Here is a 24,143-nt window from a genome sequence, read left to right as displayed (position 1 = left end):
GGCCCGGGGGTCCAGGGGGCAAAGCCCCCTGGTACCTCAACCGGAACGGACGTTCAGCAGCCAACCAGCCGAGAAGCGAGGTACCCCTCGATCTGGTCGAGAGACACCCGCTCCTGCTTCATGGTGTCCCGCTCGCGGACGGTCACCGCGTTGTCGTCGAGCGTGTCGAAGTCGACGGTCACACAGAACGGCGTCCCGATCTCGTCCTGCCGCCGGTACCGGCGCCCGATCGCACCCGCGTCGTCGAACTCGATGTTCCAGTTCTGCCGCAGCGCCTGCGCGAGCCCCTTCGCCTTCGGCGACAGCTCCGGGTTGCGGGACAGCGGCAGCACGGCGACCTTCACCGGGGACAGCCGCGGGTCGAGCCGCAGCACCGTGCGCTTCTCCAGCTTGCCCTTGGCGTTCGGCGCCTCGTCCTCGATGTAGGCGTCGAGCAGGAACGCGAGCATCGCGCGCCCGACACCGGCCGCAGGCTCGATGACGTACGGCGTCCAGCGCTCCTGGGCCTCCTGGTCGTAGTAGGAGAGGTCCTGGCCGGAGGCCTTGGCGTGCGAGGAGAGGTCGTAGTCGGTCCGGTTGGCGACACCCTCCAGCTCGCCCCACTCACTGCCGCCGAACGAGAAGCGGTACTCGATGTCGGCGGTGCGCTTGGAGTAGTGGGAGAGCTTCTCCGCGGGGTGCTCGTACCACCGCATGTTCTCCTCGCGGAGACCCAGGCCGGTGTACCAGTTCCAGCGCTGCTCCATCCAGTATTCCTGCCACTTCTCGTCCTCGCCCGGCTTGACGAAGAACTCCATCTCCATCTGCTCGAACTCGCGGGTGCGGAAGATGAAGTTGCCGGGCGTGATCTCGTTGCGGAAGGACTTGCCCATCTGGGCGATGCCGAACGGCGGCTTGCGCCGCGAAGTGGTCTGCACCTGGGCGAAGTTGGTGAAGATGCCCTGGGCGGTCTCGGGCCGCAGGTAGGCGACGGAGCCGCTGTCCTGGGTCGGGCCGAGGTGCGTGGAGAGCAGACCGGAGAACTGCTTGGGCTCGGTGAAGGTGCCCTTGTTGCCGCAGTTGGGGCAGTTGAGGTCGGCGAGGCCGTTCTCCGGAGCCTTGCCCTTCTTCTCCTCGTACGCCTCCTCCAGGTGGTCCGCGCGGAACCGCTTGTGGCAGGAGGTGCACTCGGTCAGCGGGTCCGTGAAGGTGGCGACGTGACCGGAGGCCACCCAGACCTCGGGGGCCAGGATCACGGAGGAGTCGAGACCGACGACGTCCTCGCGCGAGGTGACCATGTAGCGCCACCACTGGCGCTTGAGGTTCTCCTTGAGCTCGACACCCAGCGGACCGTAGTCCCAGGCGGCGCGCTGACCGCCGTAGATCTCACTGCACGGGAATACGAAGCCACGGCGCTTGCTCAGGCTGACGATGGTGTCGATCTTGTCGGCGGCCACGGTGCTCTCTTCATTACGACGACGGGCGACGAAGCGAGATGCTTCCAGAGAATGCTTCAGGTTACCGGCGTGGGCCGCCCCTCGGCCAAATCGGGGCCTCCCAGCTGCGGAATCGCCCGCTTGTTGACAACGGTTTCCATATTTGTTGAAAATGAGTGTCATGAACGTACGACGACGCCGCATCTCCGGCATAGCAGTCACCGCGGCCACCGCACTCGGCCTCGGCACCCTCTCCGCCTGCTCCAGCGACAGCTCGGCGGCGGGCAACACGGACAAGTTCGACGTCGTCGCGTCGTTCTACCCCATGGAGTACCTCGCCGAGCAGATCGGCGGGGACCACGTGAACGTCACCACGCTCACCGAGCCCGGCCAGGAGCCGCACGACCTGGAGCTGAGCGCCAAGCAGACCGCGCAGATGGGCGAGGCGGACGCGGTGCTCTACCTCAAGTCCCTCCAGCCCGCCGTGGACGAGGCCATCGGCCAGTCCGACGTGAAGACCAAGATCGACGCGGCCTCGCTGACCAAGCTCGAGGACCACGGCAACGTCGAGCACGACCACGGCCACGGCGGTGAGGAGCACGCGGACGAGCACGCCGAGGAGGAGCACTCCGAGGGCGGGGAGCACGCGCTCGACCCGCACGTCTGGCTGGACCCGGTGAAGTACGCCGAGATCGCCGAGGGCGTCGCCAAGTCCTTCGAGAAGGCCGACCCGGACCACGCGGACGACTACCGCAAGAACGCCGAGGCGCTGACGAAGAAGCTGGGCGGCCTGGACACGGCCTTCAAGAACGGCCTGGCGAAGACCGACACCAAGGTCTTCTTCACCAATCACGCCGCCTTCGGCTACCTCGCCGAGCGCTACGGACTCACCCAGGAGGCCATCAACGGCCTCGACCCGGAGAGCGAGCCCAGCCCCGCCCGGATCAAGGAGCTCCAGCAGGAGGCCAAGGCCGACGGCGTGACCACCGTCTTCTACGAGACACTGGTGTCCGACAAGACCGCGAAGACCCTCGCCAAGGACGCGGGCCTGAAGACGGACGTCCTCGATCCGCTGGAGGGCATCACCGACAAGTCCAAGGGCGAGGACTACGTCGGGGTCATGGAAGCCAACCTCAAGGCGCTCGAAACCGCCCTCGGCGCCAAGTAAGCAGCCCGGCCGGGCAGCCCGGCCCGTTCGATCGTTACGGAGGACATCGTGAGCGACGAGTCCGTCATATCCCTGCGTGGCGTCCGCGCCGAGCTGGGCTCACGCCCCGTCCTGCGCGGCATCGACCTCACCGTGCGGCGCGGCCAGGTGGTCGCGCTGCTCGGCGCCAACGGCTCGGGCAAGTCCACGGCCGTGCGCACGATCATCGGCCAGGTGCCGGTGACGGCGGGCGAGATCGAGCTGTTCGGCACCCCCAGGCGCCGCTTCCGCGACTGGGCGCGCGTGGGCTACGTCCCGCAGCGCACCACGGCCGCGGGCGGCGTCCCCGCCACGGTGACCGAGGTGGTCTCCTCGGGGCGGCTCTCCCGGGCCCGCTTCGGCGTCCTGCGCAAGGCCGACCACGAGGCCGTACGCCGCGCCCTCGGCCTGGTCGGCATGGCCGACCGCGCCAAGGACTCGGTGAACGCCCTCTCCGGCGGCCAGCACCAGCGCGTGCTGATCGCCCGCGCGCTCGCCGCCGAGCCCGAGCTGCTGATCATGGACGAGCCGATGGCCGGCGTCGACCTGGCCAGCCAGGAGGTCCTGGCGGAGACCCTGCGGGCACAGGTCGCGGCCGGGGCGACCGTCCTCCTCGTCCTGCACGAGCTGGGCCCGCTGGAGCCGCTGATCGACCGCGCCGTGGTGCTCCGCGACGGCTGCGTCCTGCACGACGGCCCGCCGCCCGAGGCGGTCGGCCAGCACGCGCTGCCCGGCCACGACCACGTCCACCCGCACGCACCCGCGGGCGCCGAACCGATCCGCACCGGCCTGCTGAGCTGAGAAGGCGACGACCATGGAAATCCTGAACTACGCCTTCATGCAGCGGGCGCTGCTGGCCGCCGTCCTGGTCGGCATCACCGCCCCGGCCATCGGCATCTACCTGGTCCAGCGCCGCCAGGCCCTCATGGGCGACGGCATCGGCCACGTGGCGATGACCGGCGTCGGCCTCGGCTTCCTGCTCTCCTGGTCCCCGGTGTGGATGGCGACCCTGGTCTCCGTCCTCGGCGCGGTCCTGATGGAGCTGATCCGCTGGTACGGCAAGACCCGCGGCGACATCGCCCTCGCCATGCTCTTCTACGGCGGCATGGCGGGCGGCGTGATGTTCATCAACCTCGCGCCGGGCGGCTCCAACGCCAACCTCACCTCGTACCTCTTCGGCTCCCTGTCGACGGTCTCCGAGTCCGACGTGACCGCGATCTGCCTCCTTGCCGCCTTCGTGGTCCTCGTCACCGTCGGCCTGCGCCGCCAGCTGTTCGCCGTGAGCCAGGACGAGGAGTTCGCCCGGGTCACCGGCCTGCCGGTGCGCGCGCTGAACCTGCTGACGGCCGTCACGGCGGCGGTCACGGTGACGGTCGCGATGCGCGTCGTCGGCCTGCTGCTGGTCTCCGCGCTGATGGTGGTCCCGGTGGCCGCCGCGCAGCAGCTCACCCGCAGCTTCGCCGCCACCTTCGCGATCGCCGTCGCGCTCGGCGTGAGCGTGACGATCGGCGGCACGGTCACGTCGTACTACCAGGACGTGCCGCCCGGCGCGACGATCGTGCTGCTCACCATCGGCGCGTTCATCGTGCTGAGCGTGCTGGCCGCCCCGCTGGCCAGGCGACGCGCGCGGGCACTGGCCGCCGCGCAGCCCGCCGCGGATCCGGCGGAGTGCAAGATTCCGGCCACCAGGGGGGCCGCCGACGAGGTCGGCGTCTGACCGCGGGCGAACCGGGCTGGCACAATGGCCCGGCAAGCCGCGAAGACGTGAGGAGGAATCCAGTGACCACCGCTGGACCGCCCGTGAAGGGCCGCGCCACCCGGCAGCGGGCTGCCGTGTCGGCCGCCCTTCAGGAGGTCGAGGAGTTCCGCAGCGCGCAGGAGCTCCACGACATGCTCAAGCACAAGGGCGACGCGGTCGGGCTCACCACGGTCTACCGCACCCTTCAGTCCCTCGCCGACGCCGGCGAGGTCGACGTCCTGCGCACCGCCGAGGGCGAGTCCGTCTACCGGCGCTGCTCCACCGGCGACCATCACCACCACCTGGTCTGCCGCGCCTGCGGCAAGGCGGTCGAGGTGGAGGGCCCGGCGGTGGAGAAGTGGGCGGAGGCCATCGCCGCGGAGCACGGCTACGTCAACGTGGCGCACACGGTGGAGATCTTCGGCACCTGCGCCGACTGTGCGGTGGCCTCCGGCGGTTGAGCGGGTGGAGGCCGGGGCTGCGCCCCGGGCCCCCTTTCTTTCGGCCTGAACGGCCTCGTCCTCAAACGCCGGACGGGCTGGATTGGCCCACCCGGCTTACTGGGTGCTGCGGCCCTCCATGGCGAGGAGTTCCTCGTTGGGGATGGCGCCGCCGAAGCGGCGGTCGCGGGAGGCGAACTCCAGGCAGGCCCGCCACAGGTCCCGCCGGTCGAAGTCGGGCCACAGGACGTCCTGGAAGACCATCTCCGCGTACGCGCTCTGCCAGAGCAGGTAGTTGGACGTGCGCTGCTCCCCGCTCGGCCGCAGGAAGACGTCCACGTCCGGCATGTCCGGGTAGTACAGGTACTTCGCGAGCGTCTTCTCGTTCACCTTCGACGGGTCGAGCTTCCCGGCCCGCACGTCCTCGGCGAGGGCCTGCGCCGCGTCGGCGATCTCGGCCCGGCCGCCGTAGTTCATGCAGAAGTACAGCGTGAGGCGGTCGTTGTCCTTGGTCTGCTCCTGGGCGACCTGGAGCTCCTTGGCCACCGACTTCCACAGTTTGGGCATCCGCCCCGCCCAGCGCACCCGCACCCCCAGCTCGTCGAGGGTGTCGCGGGACTTGCGGATGAAGTCGCGGTTGAAGTTCATCAGGAAGCGCACCTCCTCCGGAGAGCGCTTCCAGTTCTCGGTGGAGAAGGCGTACAGGGAGATGTTCCCGACGCCCATCTCGATCGCGCCCTGGAGCACGTCCATGACCTGCTCGGCACCGACCTTGTGCCCCTCGGTGCGCGGCAGCCCGCGCTCCTTGGCCCAGCGCCCGTTGCCGTCCATGACGATCGCCACATGCTCCGGGACCAGCTCGCCGAGCTTCGGCGGCCGCGCGCCGGAGGGGTGCGGCTCCGGCGTCCTGTACTCCCGGCGCTGCCGCCCCAGAATCCCGCGTACGGCCATATCGGTTCTCTCCTACTTCTCGACGTACCGCAGGGAGCGCAGTCCCCGCTCAAGGTGCCAGTGCAGGTAGGCGGAGACCAGTCCGCTCCCCTCCCGCACGTACCGCGGCTCGGCCGCGTCCGCCGTACCCCAGTCTCCCGCAAGCAGCGCCCCGAGCAGTTCCAGGGCCTGCGGCGAGGGTACGACGCTGCCGGGCACCCGGCAGTCGACGCAGACGGAGCCGCCCGAGCCGACCGAGAAGAACCGGTTCGGACCGGGCAGGCCGCACTTCGCGCAGTCCCCGAAGGTCGGGGCGTACCCGTTCACGGCCAGCGAGCGCAGCAGGAACGCGTCCAGCACCAGCGTCGGCGCGTGCTCGCCCCGGGCGAGGGTCCTGAGCGCGCCGACCAGCAGCAGGTACTGCTGCACCGCCGGCTCGCCCTCGTGGTCGGTGAACCGCTCGGCCGTCTCCAGCATGGCGGTCCCCGCGGTGTACCGCGCGTAGTCGGTGACGATCCCGCCACCGTACGGCGCGATCGTCTCGCTCTGCGTGCACAGCGGCAGTCCGCGCCCGACCAGCTCGCTGCCCTTGGAGAAGAACTGCACGTCCACGTGCGAGAACGGCTCCAGCCGCGCGCCGAACTTCGACTTCGTGCGCCGCACCCCGCGCGCCACGGCGCGTACCCGCCCGTGACCACGCGTGAGCAAGGTGATGATCCGGTCCGCCTCACCCAGCTTCTGGGTGCGCAGCACGATGCCGTCGTCGCGGAACAGACTCATGCCGCCCATTCTCGCGCATCCTTCAAGGCACCTCGCCCCGGCTCCGGGCATTGGTGTACGCCGTCGCCGCGCTGAGCCGCTCGGACGCGGTGGCGTGGCGTACGTCACCCGGCTCGGCGTCCCACTCCCGTCCCCCGCCGTACGGCCGCATCTGCACGTACGGCCCCTCGTGACCCATGACGATCCCGACCCGTCCACTGCGGATGTCCACCGCGTAGACCCCGACGGGCGGCGTCGTCGTCATCGCAGCACCGCCGCGAGGCGCTGCGCGGTCTCCACGGAACACCGGCCCAATTCGACGAGCGGGCAGGGTGCCTCCCGCGCAAGACTCACCGGGTCGAGCCCGAGTGAGGGCAGAATAATTCCTGCCTCCGCGAGCGCCGCGCGCAATTCTTTCACCGTGTCCTCCGCTCCTTCGACGCAGAGCGCCGAGTGTCGTGCTTCCACCGCTTTCCCCTCCCTTTACGGTTTCACTCTTCGTGTCCCCAGAATGACGCGACATGCCTACACTCGACAGGAGGATGTGCACTACAAGTGCGGGTCAGCGCATGGGGGTTGGTTATGGCCAATGGTTCACGGCAAGCCGCGTGGGAGTTCTTCGGAACGGAACTGAAACGGCGGCGGGAGGACGCCGGAATCACCCAAGTAGAGCTGGGGGCCCGGGTTTTCGTCTCCGGGGGTTACATCGGCCAGTTCGAACAGGCAATTCGCAAACCACAGTTGGACGTGGCCCAGCGGATCGACGAGACACTACAAACCGACGGTATCTTCGAACGGCTGTGGAAGAAGCTCATCAAGGATCAGCCGTATACCGAGTACTTTGCGCACGCTGCGGAACTGGAACGTCTGGCTACGAGCATCTGCGAGTGGGCGCCCACAGTGGTTCCAGGACTCTTGCAGACAGCGGGATATGCCCGTGCTCTCTACCTGGCCAGCAACCCGCTGTCGCCGGACGAGTGGATCGAGGAGATGGTCGGTCTCCGTATGGACCGGACCCGACTCCTCAAGGACGCTACACGGCCCGTGTATTGGGCTCTGCTGCACGAGGCCGTACTACGCATCCCGGTCGGCTCCTCCGACGTGATGGCCCAGCAACTGGAGCATGTCACGGAGCTGGTGCGCAGTCGCAAGATCCTGGCCCAGGTCCTGCCGTTCTCCGCCGGGGCGCATCCGCAGATGGGCAAGGCGATGAAGCTCATGGAGTTCGAGGACGCTCCGCCGACCGTCTATACAGAGGGCGTGCTGTCGGGCAGTCTGCTGGACGATCCGGCAGTAGTGAAGCGGGTGCACGCGGATTACGATCTTCTCAGGGTCACGGCTCTGCCACTGGAGGCGTCCCTGGACATGATCGAGGCGGCGGCGGAGGGCTACAGACAATGCGCGGGTACGACCTGACCAACGCTTGCTGGCGCAAGAGCACCTACAGCGGAGGAAGCGGCGGCGAGGACTGCCTCGAAGTCACCGACGGAGTCCCCGGCGTCATACCCGTCCGGGACAGCAAGGTGGCCGACGGTCCCGTCGTCGTCATCGGGTCGGCGGCCTGGACGGAGTTCGTCCGCACCGTGGGGGCCACTCCCCCGGCGGTCGGCACTCCGGCCTAGGACTCACGGCCCCGTCCTTGTCGATCTCCCGGACGATGACCAAGGCGCCTCCGGTCGGCCAGAGTCGTCTGAGCCAGCCACGGTCAAGGAGGCCCACCATGTCGTACCCGGAGCCGCGCTACCTCGGTGAGAAGGGCGAGATCAACGCTGTCTTCAGGCCGGCCGACACGCAGCCGGACATCGTCTCTCCCCACGGCACGACCACCCACTACCTCGCGAGCCACGCCTCCACCGGCGGTGAGTTCGGGCTGTACAAGGTGGACATGGGGCCCAAGGCGCCCGGCGCCAGGACGCACTTCCACCGGGGCATCTCCGAGTCCTTCTACGTCCTGTCGGGAGAGGTGGAGCTCTACAACGGCGAGCGCTGGGTCACCGGCCGCCAGGGCGACTTCCTCTACGTCCCCGTGGGCGGGCTGCACGCCTTCAAGAACGACAGCGACGACCCGCTGTCCATGCTGATGCTCTTCTCGCCGGGCGCCCCGCGCGAGGAGTACTTCGAGCGCGTCGCCGAGTTCGCGCAGCGGGGCGGCGAGGAACTGCGGGAGTTCCAGGTCCGGCACGACAGCTTCTTCGTCGAGGACTGATGGTCGTGGTCTCCTGCGCGCACAGCTGAGCGGAGATCCGGGGGCCGTTGTTCAGTCCTGCGTGCCGGGTGTCTGAACAACTCGTCCGGCGCTTGAGTGGCCCCATGATCACGCGCCGATTCGCCATCGCCCTGTCCGCAGCCGTGACGACGGCCCTGACGCTGTCCGCCTGCGGCGGCGACCACGGGAAGGCGGCCGACGACCAGCGATCGCCCCGGGCCGCTTCCTCCGCCCCGTCCACGTCGGAGCAGCCGTCGGCGGCCGCCTCCTCGGCCAAGCCCGCGACCCCCGCGGAGCTGATGCCGCTCTACCGCGCCACCTACGGCATGAGCACCTCCCCGATGTGCGCCCACGTCGCCTGGGACGACCCCGGTTGCGGGGAGGACCTCACCGCGGCCGGGGAACTCGCCACCGCGATGGCCAAGAGCATCGAGCGCGACTTCCCCGACGGCGAGTACACCGAGGTCGAGAAGTCCGCGGACCACGTGGTGAAGGCGGTGAGCACCGTCCGCAAGCTCGGTTGCTACGACATGGGTTCGACACCGCCCAAGACCGACTCGGCCAAGCTGCGGGAGCTGTGCCCCTCGATGAGCACGATCGCCTCCCTGGCCTGGCTCAACTTCGAGAGCAACGTGAGCCCGCTCTAGTCCCGCACGGCGGGCTCCCGGTCCTGGCGACGGGCAGCGGCCGGGCCCGGACGTCTACTGCGACTGCCCCGCACCCGGCGTCACCAGGCCCGACTCGTAGGCCACGATCACGAGTTGGGCCCGGTCCCGCGCACCCAGCTTGCCCATGATGCGGCTGACGTGGGTCTTCGCGGTGAGCGGGCTCAGGCCCAGGGTGTCCGCGATCTCCGTGTTGTTGAGGCCCCGGGCCACCAGGGCGAGGACCTGGCGTTCCCGGTCCGAAAGGCAGTCGGGGCCGGACCCGGGCGGGTGTAGGGCCGAGGGGCTGCGCAGGAAGCGCTCGATCAGGCGGGCCGTCGGACCGGGCGAGAGGAGGGCGTCGCCCGCCGTCACCGTGCGGATGGCGTCCAGGAGTTCGGCGGGCTTCGTGTCCTTCACCAGGAATCCGGAGGCGCCCGCGCGGAGCGCCTCCACGATGTTCTCGTCGGTGTCGTAGGTGGTGAGGACCAGCACGCGGACCCCGGCGAGGTCCTCGTCGGCGGCGATCAGCCGGGTCGCCTCGATGCCGTCCAGGTCGGGCATCCGTACGTCCATGACGACCAGGTCGGCCCGTTGGGCGCGGGCCAGCTCCACGGCCTGGCGGCCGGTACCGGCCTCGCCGACCACCTCCATGTCCGGGGCCGAAGCCACCAGCAGGGCGAACGCCGCGCGGACGAGGTTCTGGTCGTCCGCCAGCAGCACGCGTATCGTCATGCGGTTCTCTCCGAGGTGATCGTCTTGGTCGTCGTCAGGGGCGTGGCGGGCGTCGGCAGTACGGCCCTCACCTCGAAGCCGTCGGCGCCCTGGCGCGGTCCGGCGTCGAGTGTGCCACCCACGCTGCGGGCCCGCTCGCGCATGCCGACGAGGCCGAAGCCCGGGGTGCCCGCCGGATCGGGTCCGATGCCGTCGTCGGTGACGGACAGGCGCAGGGCGCCCGGTCCGGCGTGCACCTCGACGCGGACGGAGGGTTCGGGCCCCGCGTGCCGTACGGCGTTGGTCAGCGCCTCCTGCGTGATGCGGTAGACGGCGGCCCCGACCGCGGGCGGGACGCCGTCGGCGCGCACCGACAGCTCCACGTCCGCTCCGGCGAGCCGGGCGCTCTCCGCCAGGTCGGGCAGCCCGCTCAGGCCGGGCAGCGGGCCGCGGGCGTCGGGGACGCCGGTGGTGTCCTGCGCCCTGAGCACCTCGAGGGTGGTGCGCAGTTCGCCGCGCGCGGAGCGGCAGGTCTCGGCGATGTCGTCGAGGGCCTTCGCGACGGCCTCCCGGTCCAGGCGTTCGGGGTCGGCGGTCAGGACGTGGGCGGCGACCGAGGTCTGCACGCCGATGAGGGTGATGCTGTGCGCCAGCAGGTCGTGCAGGTCCCGGGCGACGCGCAGGCGTTCCTCGGCGACGCGGCGCCGGGCCTCCTCCTCGCGGGTGCGTTCGGCGCGTTCGGCGCGCTCCACTATGGCGGCGACGTACTGGCGGTAGTACCGGACGTCGATGCCGCAGAAGAGGATGGCGATGACCCACCCCGAGATGCGGATCAGTTCGAGGGCCTGGTGGGTGTTGACGGTGAGCATGATGCTCACGGACGCGGTGAGGACCACGGTGCCGGTCACGATGGTGCGCAGGGGGCGGCTGGTGACGGCCAGCGTGTAGAGCGCCACGTAGGAGGCGGGGCTCACCGCGGTGTGGTTGTTCTCCATCGCGTGGTACGGCCCGACCAGGGCGAACAGCGCCGCGAGCACCAGCAGCGGGTGGCGCCGCCGCCACACGATCGGGACGTGCGCGGCGACCAGCAGTGTCCAGCCGAGGGCGTCCGGGCGGCGGCCCTCGTCGGTGAACAGCGCCAGGCAGACGGCGACGCCGAGGAGCACCGCGGCCAGTACGGCGTCGTTGCGGGTGCCGTGGGGGGCGGTGAGGGGATCACGGTTGATGACCGCCATGATCCGCTCGCCGGCCCGGGGACGGGGCCTTGTCTCGGTGGGTGCCTGCACGCGTCCATCCTCCGCGACGGGCGCACCCCTCCGGGAGGGGAGGGGCACGCTCCGGTCGCCGGGCACATCAGACACCGACGGGCTCCCGTACGTCGTCCGGTGCGGGCCGGCCGGGCACCCGGGACAGCCGCCCCGGCCACCACACCCGGCGGCGCAGGGCGACGCTCGCGCTGGTGACCAGGTAGGTGCGGACGAGGAAGGTGTCGAGCAGGACGCCGACCGCGATGACGAAGCCCAGCTCGACCAGCTGCACCATCGGCATGCTGGTGAGCACGGCGAAGGTGGCCGCGAGGACCAGCCCGGCCGAGGCGATGACTCCGCCGGTGGTGCGCAGCGCGGACAGGGCGGCCTCGGTGGGTTCGGCACCGTTCAGGGACTCCTCGCGCATCCGGTGCATCAGGAAGATGCCGTAGTCGACGCCGAGGGCGACCAGGAAGACGAAGGAGAGCAGGCCGAGCCCGGGGTCGGTGCCCTCGAAGCCGAAGAGGGGATCGAAGACGAGTCCGCCGATGCCGAGGGCCGCGCCCCACACGGCGACGACGGCGGCGACCAGGATCAGCGGCGCGACCAGCGAGCGCAGCAGCACCGTGAGGATCAGCAGGACCGACAGGAGCACGAGCGGGACGACGATGGCGGTGTCCCGGGCGTTGGTGTCCTCCAGGTCGATCTGCTCGGCGCTGGGGCCGCCGACGTAGGAGCCGTCGAGTCGGTCGCGCAGGGCCTCGATGGTGGCGGTCTCGGCGGCCGACTGGGGCGGCGCGGAGGCCAGTACGGTCAGCTCGGTCCAGCCGCCGCCGCTACGGCCCGCCCCGGCGCTCTCGACGCCCTCGGTGGCGCGGATCTCGGTGAGCGCGGCCTCGGCGCGGTCGGTGGGGCTGATGACACTGATCGGCCGGGTGCCCGTCTCCGGGTAGGCGTCGGCGAGGGTCTCCATCGCGGCGATCGCGTCGGGGCGGGTGGTGAAGGAGTCCTCCTGCTTGAGGTTGCCGGGCAGGGCGAAGGCGCCCAGCGCGAGCGCGCCGAGCAGCACGGCGCCGCCCACCAGCACGGTGCGGGGCCGGCGTTCGGCGGAGCTGCCCATCGCGGCGAACAGCGACCGGCGGGCCTTGGGGGTGCTGCCGTAACGGGGCACCAGCGGCCAGAAGACGCGGCGGCCGAGCAGGACGAGGAGCGCGGGCAGCAGGGTCAGCATGGCGGCCAGCGCGCACAGCACGCCGACGGTGCCGAGGGGACCCATGCCCCGGCTGGAGTTGAGGTCGGCGGCGAGCAGGCACAGGAGTCCGGCGGCGACGGTGCCGGAGGAGGCCAGTACGGCGGGGCCGCAGCCGCGCAGGGCGGCGACCATGGCGTCGTACGGCCGCTCGATGCGGCGCAGTTCCTCGCGGTAGCGGGAGACCAGCAGCAGCGCGTAGTCGGTGCCCACGCCGAAGACGAGGATGGTCATGATGCCGCTGCTCTGGCCGGAGACGGCGGTGCCGAAGGTCTGGTTGAGGCCGTAGGCGACGCCCATGGAGAGGTAGTCGGCGAGTCCGGCGACGGCGAGCGGGACCAGCCAGAGGAAGGGGCTTCGGTAGATGAGGATCAGGAGGAGGGCGACCACCGCGGCGGTGGTGTAGAGCAGCGGGCCGTCGAGGGAGTTGTAGACCTCGGAGGCGTCGGTGGCGAGTGCTCCGGAGCCGCCGACCTCGACGCCGAGCCCGTCGCCCCCTCGGGCGATGTCCCGTACGTCGTTGACGAGCGCGTCGCGGGCCTTCTCGTCCGTGCCGGGCTCGGTGGAGGCCACCGGGTACATGAGGGTGGTGCCGTCCTTGGACGGGATGCCCGCCGGGCGGCCGGTGAGTTCGTGCGCTGCGGCGATCCGGGCGAGTTGCTCGGCGGCGGTGGCCCGGTCGGCGGCGGTCAGTCCGGCGTCGCGGTGGTAGACGAGGACCATCTCGGTGGCCTCGCCGCCCGGCAGCCGCTCCTGGATCTTGGCGACCTGCGTCGAGTCGGCGCTCGCCGGCAGGTAGTCCACGGCACGGTCGCGCTGCACGTCGCCGAGTTTCGCCGCGAACGGCGAGGCGATCGCCAGCACGGCGATCCACAGTCCGAGCACCAGCCAGGGCACGGCCCGCCGCCGCCCCGCGCCTGTCGTTGTGGCCCCCATCTGACGGGCCTCCCTCCGGTGGATGTCTGGGTGGGTCTCCAGACTTCCGCCGGCGGGGCGGCGACGCGTCGGGCGTGAGGGCGAGCCTTCGGCTACTGCCCGGGGAGACGCGGGGCCGTCGTTACTCCCCCGGGAGTACGGCGGCGGTCATGCCTGGTCGACCACCCATTTCCCGTCCTCCTCGTCGTCGACGCGCACCTCCAGTTCGCGCAGGCCCATGCCCGCGTCCCAGAGCTCCCTGAAGCGCTTGAGCCGGTCCCGTACGTAGTCCTGGCGCGCGGTGAGCCGGGTGCGGACGTTGACGTCCCGCAGGTCCTGCTCGATCTCGAACGACACCTCCTCGTCGTAGAGGATGAAGTCGTTGGTGGTGCCGCGCTGGAGGTGCGGGGGCAGTTCCGGCAGGACCGCCGCGCGGACGTCGATGCGGCGCAGTTCCTGCTCCTCGCACAGCCGCAGCAGCCGGTCGTCGAGTTCGCGGGCGCTCTCCAGCAGGAACAGGCGGCGTACCGCGACGCCCTGTTCGTCGATGGCCGCCTGCTGGGCGTCGAGGTAGCGCCCGGCGGGCTCGCTGTTCCAGAACTGCCGGTCGACGGAGGTGCTGGTGGCGAGGATGGACTGCTCGGCGGCCTTGGTGAGGGTGAGCATCCAGTCGTGGTTCTCGCCGGGGCACTCGGCGCTCAGGTTGGTGAGGTCCGCCATGTGGCCGACCACCCGGGACATCTCCAGGTGGACGAAGGTGTGCAGGATGGAAGGGCTGGGCAGCAGGACGTCGGCGAAGCCCTTGGCCAGGTCGGGCACGCTGTCGATGCGGACCGGGTCCAGCGCGCGGGCGGCTTCGGCGGGCCCGTGGTCGACCTGGGTGACGTGCGTCTCGACCAGCTGCTTGACGTCCTCGGTGTGCCGGGTCAGGCCCGACTTCAGCTCGGTGTCGTACCGGCTGAGACCCTCGCGTACGGCGGCGGTGTTCTCGGCGAGGGCGTCCTCCACCCGGCGGGTGTGCTCGTCCAGCCGGCTGTGGTCCTCCGGCCGGTCCGGTGCCGGGCGCGGGGCCAGGCCGAGGACGTACTGGACGGCCAGCGCGGCGGCGGCGCAGAGCACGGCGGCCACGAACTGCCGCACGGTGCCGTCGTCCGGGTCCAGGAGGGCCGCGACGCTCCAGAAGAGGCCGCCGACGACCAGGGCGACCAGCAGCATGCGGGTCCAGGGGGACTCGCCCCTCGGGTCGATCGGGTTGGTCGTGCGGGGCGTGTCGTCGGGTCGGGGTGACTGTGCCGTGCTCATCTCGCTCTCTCCCCCCGTTGGGATGCGCGTCGGATCGTGCGGGGATGTGTGTGCGGTGACGGGCGTGCGGTGCTGCGCGTGCCGGACGGCGGGCTCGGTCAGGGAGCCGGTTCCACCTCCCGGTGGGCTGCGGGAATGGCGTGCAGGGTGAGCTGGTCGCGGATGCGCTGCACGAGGGCCTGCCACTGCCGGGTGAAGCCGGGACGTTCCTCCAGCGGGTCCCACAGCGCGGCCAGTTCGCGGCCGACCCGGGCGCCCGGCATCCACAGGTGCAGGAGGTGGTCGACGGCCGGACGCAGGGTCCGTACGACGGCGCCGGCGTCGTGGGCGGCTCCGGCACCGAGGCGGAGGCCGTCGAGCATCCGGACGACGGTGGTGAGCAGCCAGTCGTGCAGGGCCAGGTCGTCGCAGAGCGCGGCGAGTTCGGCGCCGGTGACGGTCTCGGGCACGCGCAGGCGTACGGTGCGCAGTTCGTCCTCGGCGAGGGTGAACCGTTCCAGCGAGGGGCCCTCGCCCGGGGCCGCGGGAAGCGCCGCCCAGCGCAGCCGGGTGGGGCGGGAGCGGAAGGGCGGGCGCTGGTCGAGCAGGGGGTGGCGCAGCACCCGGGTGAGCAGGCCGTCGGCGATGAGTCCGACGTCGAGGTCGCCGTGGCGGGGGCCGCCGAGGACGCCCTGCGCCACCGCCTCGTGCGGGAGCTTGCCGAGCGGTTCGACGACGCCGGGCCGCACCAGGTACTCGCCCCAGGGGCGACGCTGGTCGGGGCCGGTGCCGGGCAGGCGGCAGTGCGCGGAGGTCTGCAGGACGCGGCCCTCGGTGAGCGCGGCGTGCGCGGTGACGGTGCCGACGGCGCGGATGCGGGCGCCGTTGGCGCTGGGCAGCGGGCAGTCGACGCCGGTGAGGGTGTCGGGGGAACGCGCGTAGAGACCGGGGCGTTCGGAGAGCAGCACGCGTTCGTCGGCGCGCAGGCCGAGGAGCTGGGCGGCGGACCGGATGTCGAGGGCCTGCCGGGCGGGCAGCAGGCAGGTGCGGATCTCGCCGCAGGCGAGGACGGCGGGCGGGGTGCTCTGCCGCGGCGCCATGTCAGGGCCCCGCGTAGTACACGTAGGAGATGCGGTCGGCGACCGAGTCGGGGACGGGCATGCGTTCCTTCCCGGAGCGGTCGGCGACCTGCGCCAGTGCTCCCGGGTCGACCTCGATCTGGTCGAGGATCACGCGGACGGCGTGTTCGACGGGGAGGAAGCGGGTGGGCAGGACGGAGCAGGTGCGGTAGGCGGCGAAGGGGTCCGCGCGCTCGTTGAGCTTCAGCAGGGTGGGCAGCTCGTCCCACTTGTCGGGGAAGCCGGTGGCGGTGTGCGGCTGGGGCGCGAGGACGGCCTCGCCCTCGTTGCGCAGGAGTCCGAGGCGGGCGAGCTGCCATACGGCGGCGAGGAAGGGGCAGGACCACAGGCGCTGCCCGTCGGCGTCGTCGCTCCACAGCTCGACGTCGAGGAAGACGGAGTGGCGACGGGCCGCGGTCTCGTGCGGGGGCTGCCAGGCCACGGCCCGTTTCATGGCCTGCGGGGCGCGGGCGACGGGGCTGCGCTCGCCGTTGGCGAGCCAGCCGGTCTGCGCGGCGGGCGGGCGCAGGCCGTAGCTGCCGGGCGGCGGGGACTCGACGATGCGGGCGGCGACCGCCTCGGCGACGGGCACCTTGCCGGTGACGGCGCAGCCGGACTCGCGGGCCAGGTAGTCGACGCTCAGCCCGGCCCGCTCGGCCTCCGCGAGGAGCATGGGGACGACCTCGGCGGGGGTGGAGAAGCGGGTGAAGTAGTCGTCGATGAGGAAGCAGGTGCTGATCCGGGCCCGCTTGCCGCCGGCCCGGGCGGTGGCGGCGGTGCGGGCCGCCTCCACCCAGGGCCGTACTTCGGCGAAGTGCGCGCGCAGCCGTTCGGGTCCGGCCTCGAAGTCCTCCATGTAGAGGTGGCCCAGCTCCACGGAGAGGTGGGCCAGCGGCACGGACTGGGTGCGCGGCTCGGCGGCGGTCTCGCGGAACACGGGCTCCGTCACAGCCGCCCCCAGTGGGTGTCGTCCGTCAGGCGCCGGGCGATCTCCTCCAGCGCCTCCAGGGTCTCCTTGTTCGCTATCTGGGTGGAGAGGACGTCTTCCTCGGTGATGAGCTGCTCCTGCCACTGGAGGATGGGTTCCAGCGGCACGATGCCGAGGACGACGCTGTCGCCGATGCGCTGTTCGGCGGCGAGCCGGCGCAGTGCCTCGTCGCAGGCCTGCATCCAGGTGGCCTGGGCGGTGGAGCCCTGGGACCACAGGGGCGACTCGGGGTCGGGGACGGCGGCCCGCACGAAGCGGATCGCGGCGCGCAGGGCGTCCTCGTCGTGGCCGCGCTCGACCCCGCCGCCGATGATGCCGTGCTCGGCGTGGACGAGCCCGGAGGCGGCGATCACGTGCTGGCGGGTCCAGCGGTGGAAGACCAGCCAGCGGAAGGGGACGTTGCGCATCCGGGGGTGGGCGGTGGCGTCGAGGACCATGTCGACGGCGTAGCTGCGGCCGGCGCTGAGGTCGACGAAGGTGACGTCGAACTCGTTGTTGAGCTTGAGCAGCAGGTCGACGCAGCGCTCCAGGGCCTCCTCGCCGGTGGCGAACTCGCCGCCGCCCGCGTCGCCGGGGAACAGCACCAGGCGGCCGGACTGGTTGGGGCGGGCGCGCAGCAGGGGGTGCTCGGTCTCCCGCCAGACGTCGATGCGGACCGGTTCCGCGGTCTCGCCCTCCAGATAGGAGTGCAGGCCGCGCTCCTGGGTGCCGCGCATGGCGCTGGGCACGTCGAAGACGGCGGCGGCGGTGGGTGAGCCGAAGTCGAAGTCGACGTAGGCCACGTGGTCACCGGTGAGGGCGCGCTGGTAGGCCAGGTTGGCGCTGGTCACCGAGCGTCCCGTGCCCCCCTTGTCGGAGGCGGCGAAGACCAGCACGCTCACACCTCCTGGGCGGCGGCACCCCTGGCCTGGGCCAGGGTGTCGAGTTCCTGGAGCACGGGCAGGGCCAGTGCGAAGGCGGTCGCGGGACGTTCGTCGACCAGGCTGCGGGCGTGGTCGAGGCGGCTCTCGATGCTCCGCATGGCCCTGGCTCTGGCCCCGTCGGCGGCGGCGGCGGCCTCCAGCTGCTCCCGGCCGAACAGGTGGGTGGCCTCGCTGAGCAGCTCCCGGGCGAACTCGGCGAGTTCGGGACTGCGGATGGGTTCCTGCTCGTACAGGATGCGGGCGGCGACGAGGCATTCGGTGACGCGCTCGGTGATGCTCCAGGACATGCGCAGTCCGGCGTCCTGGGCGTCGGGGTAGACGGCCTGGATGTTGTCCCAGAGGCCGGCGCCCTCCTCCTCGTCGATGCGCCGCTTCCACAGGTGTTCGAAGGACTGCTCGGCGAGGCGGAGCAGGCGGTCCTGGGCGCCGATGTTCCGGGAGAGTTCGGCGAGCTGGATGATGCGCTTGAGGAGCTGGGCGGAGAAGTCGGTCATCCGCCACAGGAGTTGGCCGCCGGCGCGCTCGGAGCCGGCGAGCGGCATGGTGACGCCGGGGGTGTGCAGCAGGAGGGTCGGGTCGTTCTTGGTCATGCGGCTGGTGACCCGGCCCCGGTCCGCGAGGCGCTCCATGATGGCGACGGTGCGGGTGAGGTCGTCGTCGGTCGCCTTCCGGCGGACCAGGTCGTGGACGAGGATGGCCGCGACGGTCAGGGAGAAGTACTCGGACTCCAGGCGCAGGCCGGTGGTCTGCCAGGGCAGGTCCTCCAGGGGCCAGCGGTCGGCGCCGAAGCGGGCGATCGCGGACCAGTACTGCTGGCTCAGCTCCCAGCGCAGGCGCAGCATCTCGGCGAGCTTCTGCTGGTCCTCGTCGAGCAGGCCGAGGGTGAGGGTGCGGTCGGAGAAGAGGTCCTGGATGCCGTCGAGGGCGACGACGGTGAAGTACACGTAGGGCAGCCGGTCAGCGATGCCGTCGGGCTGGCCGGGGACGTCGACGGTCAGGTCGGTGATCTTCGGGGCGTCCTTGACGATGCCCCAGGCCCAGCCGCACTCGAAGAGCTGGCTCTCGTCGCGGATGCCCTCGTCGACCTGGATGCCCCGGGAGAGGCTCTCGATGATGGTGGCGCGCAGCGGGCGTAACCGGCGGGAGAACTGCTGGAGCACGATCCGGTCGGACTGCCCGCCCTGGCCGATGACCTGGATCAGCCGCTTGCCCTGCTCGGACTCGGCGTCGAAGACGTTCACGGAGAAGGAGCGCAGCAGGCTGACCATCGCGGAGGTCAGCCGGGCGTTGGTGGCCTCCCGCAGTTCGGCGATGGCCTTGAGGACCTCGGGCCGGGTGGTGGTGCCCTCGTAGACCTTGAGGAAGCCGAGGGTGGCCAGGCAGAGCGTGACGGACATGGAGTAGGAGTCGACCACGCCCAGCTGGCGCTGTTCGTGGCTGACCGTGCCGCCGGGCTCGGAGGGGCGGAAGTAGTGGCCGCCGGAGAAGGTGGGGCTGTCGTCCGTGCCGGTGTGGGTGCGCATGAACTGGGTCAGCGCGGCGATCAGGTTGGGCGGGATCTCCAGCCGGCTGCCGACCCGGTCGAGGGCGCGCAGGACGTCACGTTCGGTGGTGTCCGGCTGGTCGAGCCGGAAGGCGGGTACCTCGGTGGCCGGATACAGCAGGCACAGCAGGCGCTCGGCGTCCGCGACGCTGCTCAGTCCGTCGGTGTCCCCCCGGACCAGCTTCCCGTCGTCGAACGAATGACGGGCCATGGCCTGCCAGATGTCCAGCAGGTGCTGCCGTGGCTTGATCTGCATCCCCGCACCCCTCGTACAGACCTCGTTGCCCTGTGTTCGGCACGTCCCCGTTGCGATGGTCCCCGTTGAGCATGTCCCCGTTCCTACGGGGCGGCAATCGCTGAATTGCGCCGTCCCAGGGCGAGGAGCATTCCCTCGTGCCCCGGCCGCACCGAGTGGTGCAGATCGTGGATCTCCAGCTCCCCGGTGAACGGCTCCAGGCTCTGCCCGACCGTTTCCTCGTTGACCCGGTAGGCCGGGTAGTCGTGGGCGCCGACGCGGTAGCCGACGGACTCCTTCATGAAGGCGGCGGCGAACGGCGCCCCCTCGCCGAGCGCGTTCATGAAGCAGCGCACGCCGCGGTGGAACTCCTCGGGCGCCTCGGACATGGAGTCGGCGACGAAGAACATGGTCCCCAGCGACCAGCGCCGGTCCCCGCCCTCCAGGTCGAACAGGTTGCCGCGCTCGACCCGGACGATGTCGGCGACCAGCGGTCTCGGTTCGACGGCGGCGTAGGCGGGGGCCTCGCGCAGCACGTCCCAGAAGGGGTCCCAGGCGATGTCGTATCCGGCCGGGGCGACCTGCTTCTCCAGGTATTCGACGTTCGGGCGCGCGTACTCCAGCAGGAGCAGCTTCTCGCACCAGGGCAGCATGGACAGGGCGGGATACAGGTTCGCGCCCGCGCCGACGTCGATGCCGCGTGCGGAGCGCGGCGGGGCTCCCTCGAAGCAGCGGGTGAAGTAGTCGCGCATCAACCGGACGATCAGCAGATCGACTTCGAGCGGTGTCCGGTAGTTGTTGTCCACGTACACCTCTGGATCGAACTTCGACCAAGGCGCGTCGGCGTTGCGATCCATAGTCACCCTGCCACGTTCCATTCGAATTTGGACAAATCCCCAGTACTGTTCACGGTAAGTGACACGGCAACTACGGACCAGTACGGGAATACGCCATCCTCATCCGCCCGGCGCACGTCGGGCGCATGGTCGCACACCCGAACTCGCCCTTGCATGAGGGAAGTTGGACGCTCACTCTAGCCAGAAGCAGACACTGGCCGCCACATGAGTCCTTCACTCGTCCGTGTGCGGCGCGGATGCCCAAGAGTTGACGCAGACCAGGGGGTTGCATGACCGCCGAACCGCTGGAACGTTCCCTCGACCACCACGACCCGCTCACCCGGCCCGGACTGCCACCGGACGACCTGCCACTGGACCTGCGCACGGCACGGGAGTCCGACCTGCCGGAACTGCGGCGGCTGGACGAGGAGGTCTTCCAGGACTTCGCCTATCCCGGGTTCCTGCTGCGCCAGCTCTTCGACATGTACGAGGAGCACTTCCTGGTCCTCGACGACGGCACGGGCCGGCTGCGCGGCTACGTGCTGGCCGCCACCCGGACGCTGGGTGCGGACAGCTGGATACTCGGGCTGTGCGTGACCCCGGACCGGCGCCGCCACGGGCTGGGCCGGGAGCTGATGCGGGAGGCCCTCGGCCGGTTGCGCCGGGACGGCATACAGGTCGTCCGCCTCACGGTGGAGCCCGCCAACCTCGCCGCCATCTTCCTCTACCGTTCACTGGGCTTCCGCCCAGAGGAGCCCGACGGCGGCCTGCGTCCTGACTACTTCGGCCCGGGCGTGCACCGCCAGATCATGCGGCTGGATCTCGCGCCCGGCTAGGAGGGCGTGCCCGCCGAGTCCAGGAGCCGGGCCACGTCGTCGGAGCAGAGGGTCAGGGCCGCGCCCACGGTGGCCAGGGCGTCGCGCTCGGCGGGGGTGTAGGGACCGTCCGCCAGGGCGATGCGGGCACCCTGGAGCAGGATCGACTCGCGGCCCACGGCGGCGAGGTGCGGGGCCAGCGGGTCCAGCGCCTCGTGCAGTTCTATCGCCAGGCCCGGCACGCAGGGTTCGCCGCGGACCCGGCCGGTGTCCGCCTCCAGCGCCTCGACGAGCGCGTCCAGCTGCTCCTCGGTGCAGTCCTCGAAGCCGGCCGCGCGCACCGCGACGGTCGCGGTCTCCAGCGAGGTGCGGGAGCAGGTGCCGCCCGCGGTCAGGACCGCGAGGGCGACGGTGTGCACGGCGTCGCGGAGCATCGCGGAGAAGCGGGTGGTGGTCGGGTGGTCGAGGACGTCGGTGCCGTAGTGCCGGCGGCAGGCCGCGCACTCGACGGTCGGCGCGGACTCGCCGCGGGGCAGCACGGGCACGCCCAGCAGGGTGAAGCGGCGGCGGCCGGTGAGCCGCGCGTAGTTGCGGTCGCCGCCGCAGCCGGGGCAGAAGAACTCGCCGTCGCCGACGGGCGTCCACGCGGTGCGGGTGCCCAGGATGCGTGGCAGCCGGGCAGCTCGGCTGTTTCGTCCCCGTCCAGGCAGCACGTCGCACCTCCATAACGGCGCGACAGCATCGTCGCGCTGGCGTGATGTTAGCCACATCACCGACGTGGAGTCAGTACCCAGGACGAGACCTTTCCGTGACCATCACAGATATATGGCCGGTATATGACGGGGTCCCGCCCACCGTTTTCCGGCGAGCGGGACCCCAAACCACCGATTCGGCTGGTCAGCGAGCCGCGCGGTTGACGGCGGAGACGATCGCCTTCAGCGAGGCGCGCGTGGTGTTCGCGTCGATTCCGATGCCCCACAGCACCTTGTCGCCGATCGCGCACTCGATGTAGGAGGCGGCCTGCGCGGAGGCGCCCTCGCTCATCGTGTGCTCCTGGTAGTCCAGCAGCCGTACGTCGATGCCGACGCCCTGCAGCGCGTGGAAGAACGCCGAGATCGGCCCGTTGCCGGTGCCGACCAGGGTGGTCTCCGCACCGTCGACCGTGGCGTCCACGGTGAGGGTGTCGACGCCGTCGCGGTCGGTCGTGGTCTGCCCGTTGGCCACCTGGATGCGGCCCCAGGGGTTGTCCGGGTTGGGCAGGTACTCGTCCTGGAAGACGTCCCAGATGGCGGTCGGGGTGATCTCGCCGCCCTCGGCGTCGGTCTTGGCCTGGATGAGCTTCGAGAACTCGATCTGCATCCGGCGCGGCAGGTCCAGGCTGTGGTCGTTCTTCAGGACGTAGGCGATGCCGCCCTTGCCGGACTGCGAGTTGACGCGGATGACGGCCTCGTAGGAGCGGCCGACGTCCTTGGGGTCGATGGGCAGGTAGGGGACCGCCCACTCGATGTCGTCGACGGTGACGCCCTTGGCGGCCGCGTCGGCCTCCATGGCGTCGAAGCCCTTCTTGATGGCGTCCTGGTGGGAGCCGGAGAAGGACGTGTAGACCAGGTCGCCCACGTACGGGTGGCGCGGGTGGACCTCCATCTGGTTGCAGTACTCCCACGTGCGACGGATCTCGTCGATGTCGGAGAAGTCGATCTGCGGGTCGACGCCCTGGGAGAACAGGTTCATGCCCAGGGTGACCAGGTCGACGTTGCCGGTGCGCTCGCCCTGCCCGAACAGGCAGCCCTCGATGCGGTCGGCGCCGGCCATCAGCGCCAGCTCGGCCGCCGCCACGGCCGTACCGCGGTCGTTGTGCGGGTGGACGGACAGGCAGACGTGCTCGCGGCGGGACAGGTTGCGGCCCATCCACTCGAAGCGGTCGGCGTGCGTGGACGGCGTGGAACGCTCCACCGTGGCGGGCAGGTTGAGGATGATCTCGCGGCCGGGTCCGGGCTGGTAGGTGTCCATCACCGCCTCGCAGACCTCCAGGGCGAAGTCCAGCTCGGTGTCGGTGAAGATCTCGGGGCTGTACTGGTAGCCGAACTCCGTCTCGGGGCCCAGCAGTTTCTCGGCGTACTCCATGACCAGGCGGGTGCCGTCGACCGCGATCTGCTTGATGTCGTCCTTCGAGCCCCGGAAGACGACCCGGCGGAAGACGGGGGCGGTCGCGTTGTACAGGTGGACGGTGGCCCGCCTGGCACCCTTCAGGGACTCCACCGTGCGCTCGATCAGGTCCTCGCGGGCCTGGGTCAGTACGGAGATGGTGACGTCGTCCGGGATGGCCTGCGGGTCCTCGATGATGGACCGTACGAAGTCGAAGTCGGTCTGGCCGGAGGCCGGGAAGCCGACCTCGATCTCCTTGTAGCCCATCTTGACCAGCAGGTCGAACATGGCGCGCTTGCGGACCGGCGACATGGGGTCGATCAGGGCCTGGTTGCCGTCGCGCAGATCGGTGGAGAGCCAGCGGGGAGCGGTGGTGATCCGCTGGTTCGGCCAGGTGCGGTCAGCGATGTCGACCTGGTCGTAGCCGCGGTACTTGGCGGTCGGCATGGGGCTGGGCTGCTGGCGGTTGGCCATGATGGCGTGGGCTCCTCGTGATGTCCGCGGATCTCGGCGGTGTCCGCGTCGTCCGCGTGTCCGGAAGGACGGCCGACGGCACCACCAAGCTCCGCGGGGAGGGAGTCGGCCTCTACAGGCCCTCGCCGCGGCAGCTAAGGAGAAGCAGCCCGAATCGCATGATGCCCAGCACCATAGCCGAGTCACGCGGGTCACGCGGGTGCGTATCAGTATGCGGGACCGAGGTGAGAAAGGGGACAAAAAGTGCCGTATACCACTTTCGGCCGGGCCACGGGGGCCCCTTCCCGCCGCTGTGCACCGATCGAGGTTGCGGGTAGTGACAGTGCGGTCACTCAGTGCGAG

25 protein-coding genes are annotated in these 24,143 nt (G+C 70.8%); 9 read left to right on the top strand and 16 right to left on the bottom strand.

Annotated elements, in window-relative coordinates; all coding sequences use genetic code 11:
* Positions 1-53 precede the first annotated feature (53 nt).
* The gene (locus ACFYZ3_RS00710; protein WP_007449582.1) at positions 54-1,436 is read right to left on the bottom strand and encodes a glycine--tRNA ligase; all 1,383 of its coding nucleotides are present in this window, start codon (positions 1,434-1,436) and stop codon (positions 54-56) included.
* Positions 1,437-1,596: 160 nt separating this feature from the next.
* Between ACFYZ3_RS00710 and ACFYZ3_RS00705 the strand changes: the two genes are divergently transcribed.
* The 4 genes from ACFYZ3_RS00705 to ACFYZ3_RS00690 all read left to right on the top strand — a co-directional run bounded on the left by ACFYZ3_RS00705 (position 1,597) and on the right by ACFYZ3_RS00690 (position 4,800).
* A complete protein-coding gene (locus ACFYZ3_RS00705; protein ID WP_388512898.1) occupies positions 1,597-2,583 on the top strand; it encodes a zinc ABC transporter substrate-binding protein in 987 nt (328 codons plus the stop codon).
* 48 nt (positions 2,584-2,631) lie between these two features.
* On the top strand, positions 2,632-3,402 hold the full coding sequence (locus tag ACFYZ3_RS00700; protein WP_388512897.1) for a metal ABC transporter ATP-binding protein: 771 nt from the start codon (positions 2,632-2,634) through the stop codon (positions 3,400-3,402).
* A gap of 13 nt (positions 3,403-3,415) precedes the next feature.
* Positions 3,416-4,318 (top strand): metal ABC transporter permease, encoded by a 903-nt coding sequence (locus ACFYZ3_RS00695; protein WP_373901656.1) that lies wholly within the window; start codon positions 3,416-3,418, stop codon positions 4,316-4,318.
* 62 nt (positions 4,319-4,380) lie between these two features.
* Complete coding sequence (locus tag ACFYZ3_RS00690; protein ID WP_087809450.1) at positions 4,381-4,800, top strand: Fur family transcriptional regulator; 420 nt, start codon at positions 4,381-4,383, stop codon at positions 4,798-4,800.
* A gap of 96 nt (positions 4,801-4,896) precedes the next feature.
* On the opposite strand, the gene ACFYZ3_RS00685 is transcribed toward ACFYZ3_RS00690, so the two are convergent.
* The 4 genes from ACFYZ3_RS00685 to ACFYZ3_RS00670 are packed head-to-tail and all read right to left on the bottom strand — an operon-like array spanning position 4,897 to position 6,936.
* Positions 4,897-5,730: an isoprenyl transferase gene (locus tag ACFYZ3_RS00685; protein ID WP_388512894.1), complete on the bottom strand. Its 834-nt coding sequence runs from the start codon at positions 5,728-5,730 to the stop codon at positions 4,897-4,899.
* Between the two features lie 12 nt (positions 5,731-5,742).
* Positions 5,743-6,489, bottom strand: coding sequence for a DNA repair protein RecO (gene recO / locus ACFYZ3_RS00680; RefSeq protein WP_388512892.1), 747 nt, complete (start codon positions 6,487-6,489; stop codon positions 5,743-5,745).
* Between the two features lie 22 nt (positions 6,490-6,511).
* Positions 6,512-6,733 (bottom strand): hypothetical protein, encoded by a 222-nt coding sequence (locus ACFYZ3_RS00675; RefSeq protein ID WP_356860651.1) that lies wholly within the window; start codon positions 6,731-6,733, stop codon positions 6,512-6,514.
* The gene (locus tag ACFYZ3_RS00670) at positions 6,730-6,936 is read right to left on the bottom strand and encodes a hypothetical protein (RefSeq protein ID WP_361000689.1); all 207 of its coding nucleotides are present in this window, start codon (positions 6,934-6,936) and stop codon (positions 6,730-6,732) included. The genes ACFYZ3_RS00675 and ACFYZ3_RS00670 overlap by 4 nt, the downstream gene beginning before the upstream one ends.
* A gap of 114 nt (positions 6,937-7,050) precedes the next feature.
* Between ACFYZ3_RS00670 and ACFYZ3_RS00665 the strand changes: the two genes are divergently transcribed.
* The 4 genes from ACFYZ3_RS00665 (at position 7,051) to ACFYZ3_RS00650 (ending at position 9,321) form a co-directional block, all read left to right on the top strand.
* Positions 7,051-7,884: a Scr1 family TA system antitoxin-like transcriptional regulator gene (locus tag ACFYZ3_RS00665; RefSeq protein ID WP_388513955.1), complete on the top strand. Its 834-nt coding sequence runs from the start codon at positions 7,051-7,053 to the stop codon at positions 7,882-7,884.
* A complete protein-coding gene (locus tag ACFYZ3_RS00660; protein ID WP_388512889.1) occupies positions 7,866-8,090 on the top strand; it encodes a DUF397 domain-containing protein in 225 nt (74 codons plus the stop codon). Before ACFYZ3_RS00665 ends, ACFYZ3_RS00660 begins: the two co-directional genes overlap by 19 nt.
* A 98-nt stretch (positions 8,091-8,188) precedes the next feature.
* The gene (locus tag ACFYZ3_RS00655; protein ID WP_388512887.1) at positions 8,189-8,674 is read left to right on the top strand and encodes a cupin domain-containing protein; all 486 of its coding nucleotides are present in this window, start codon (positions 8,189-8,191) and stop codon (positions 8,672-8,674) included.
* A 104-nt stretch (positions 8,675-8,778) separates the two neighbouring features.
* A complete protein-coding gene (locus tag ACFYZ3_RS00650; protein ID WP_388512886.1) occupies positions 8,779-9,321 on the top strand; it encodes a hypothetical protein in 543 nt (180 codons plus the stop codon).
* A 54-nt stretch (positions 9,322-9,375) separates the two neighbouring features.
* Here ACFYZ3_RS00650 and ACFYZ3_RS00645 read toward each other — a convergent pair whose 3' ends face one another.
* The 9 genes from ACFYZ3_RS00645 to ACFYZ3_RS00605 form a co-directional block, all read right to left on the bottom strand.
* Positions 9,376-10,053 carry a response regulator gene (locus tag ACFYZ3_RS00645; protein ID WP_388512884.1) on the bottom strand — a complete coding sequence of 226 codons (678 nt, stop codon included), beginning with the start codon at positions 10,051-10,053 and terminating at the stop codon, positions 9,376-9,378.
* Positions 10,050-11,318: a sensor histidine kinase gene (locus ACFYZ3_RS00640; protein WP_388512882.1), complete on the bottom strand. Its 1,269-nt coding sequence runs from the start codon at positions 11,316-11,318 to the stop codon at positions 10,050-10,052. The genes ACFYZ3_RS00645 and ACFYZ3_RS00640 overlap by 4 nt, the downstream gene beginning before the upstream one ends.
* Before the next feature lie 67 nt (positions 11,319-11,385).
* Positions 11,386-13,464 (bottom strand): MMPL family transporter, encoded by a 2,079-nt coding sequence (locus ACFYZ3_RS00635; RefSeq protein ID WP_388512881.1) that lies wholly within the window; start codon positions 13,462-13,464, stop codon positions 11,386-11,388.
* Positions 13,465-13,611: 147 nt separating this feature from the next.
* Positions 13,612-14,745 carry a hypothetical protein gene (locus tag ACFYZ3_RS00630; RefSeq protein ID WP_388512878.1) on the bottom strand — a complete coding sequence of 378 codons (1,134 nt, stop codon included), beginning with the start codon at positions 14,743-14,745 and terminating at the stop codon, positions 13,612-13,614.
* 98 nt (positions 14,746-14,843) lie between these two features.
* Positions 14,844-15,824, bottom strand: a complete 981-nt coding sequence (locus ACFYZ3_RS00625; protein ID WP_115742017.1) for an SCO2521 family protein — start codon at positions 15,822-15,824, stop codon at positions 14,844-14,846.
* A 1-nt stretch (position 15,825) separates the two neighbouring features.
* Entirely contained in the window at positions 15,826-16,791 is a 966-nt protein-coding gene (locus tag ACFYZ3_RS00620; RefSeq protein ID WP_388512876.1) for an SCO2522 family protein, read from the bottom strand.
* Positions 16,788-17,705, bottom strand: a complete 918-nt coding sequence (locus ACFYZ3_RS00615; RefSeq protein WP_388513954.1) for an SCO2523 family variant P-loop protein — start codon at positions 17,703-17,705, stop codon at positions 16,788-16,790. The genes ACFYZ3_RS00620 and ACFYZ3_RS00615 overlap by 4 nt, the downstream gene beginning before the upstream one ends.
* Before the next feature lie 2 nt (positions 17,706-17,707).
* On the bottom strand, positions 17,708-19,552 hold the full coding sequence (locus ACFYZ3_RS00610; RefSeq protein ID WP_388512874.1) for an SCO2524 family protein: 1,845 nt from the start codon (positions 19,550-19,552) through the stop codon (positions 17,708-17,710).
* Between the two features lie 83 nt (positions 19,553-19,635).
* The gene (locus ACFYZ3_RS00605) at positions 19,636-20,409 is read right to left on the bottom strand and encodes an SCO2525 family SAM-dependent methyltransferase (protein ID WP_388512872.1); all 774 of its coding nucleotides are present in this window, start codon (positions 20,407-20,409) and stop codon (positions 19,636-19,638) included.
* Between the two features lie 248 nt (positions 20,410-20,657).
* Between ACFYZ3_RS00605 and ACFYZ3_RS00600 the strand changes: the two genes are divergently transcribed.
* On the top strand, positions 20,658-21,203 hold the full coding sequence (locus ACFYZ3_RS00600) for an N-acetyltransferase (protein WP_361000659.1): 546 nt from the start codon (positions 20,658-20,660) through the stop codon (positions 21,201-21,203).
* Here the strand turns inward: ACFYZ3_RS00600 and ACFYZ3_RS00595 are convergent.
* Positions 21,200-21,895: a TerB family tellurite resistance protein gene (locus ACFYZ3_RS00595; RefSeq protein ID WP_388512869.1), complete on the bottom strand. Its 696-nt coding sequence runs from the start codon at positions 21,893-21,895 to the stop codon at positions 21,200-21,202. The genes ACFYZ3_RS00600 and ACFYZ3_RS00595 overlap by 4 nt on opposite strands.
* A gap of 184 nt (positions 21,896-22,079) precedes the next feature.
* On the bottom strand, positions 22,080-23,801 hold the full coding sequence (gene leuA / locus ACFYZ3_RS00590) for a 2-isopropylmalate synthase (RefSeq protein ID WP_388512867.1): 1,722 nt from the start codon (positions 23,799-23,801) through the stop codon (positions 22,080-22,082).
* Positions 23,802-24,143: the final 342 nt, after the last annotated feature.

This window comes from Streptomyces sp. NPDC001599 (genome assembly GCF_042893535.1).
Taxonomy (GTDB): domain Bacteria; phylum Actinomycetota; class Actinomycetes; order Streptomycetales; family Streptomycetaceae; genus Streptomyces.
The sequence above is the reverse complement of the archived record's forward strand: the minus strand, read 5'-3'. Positions and strand labels throughout refer to the sequence as shown.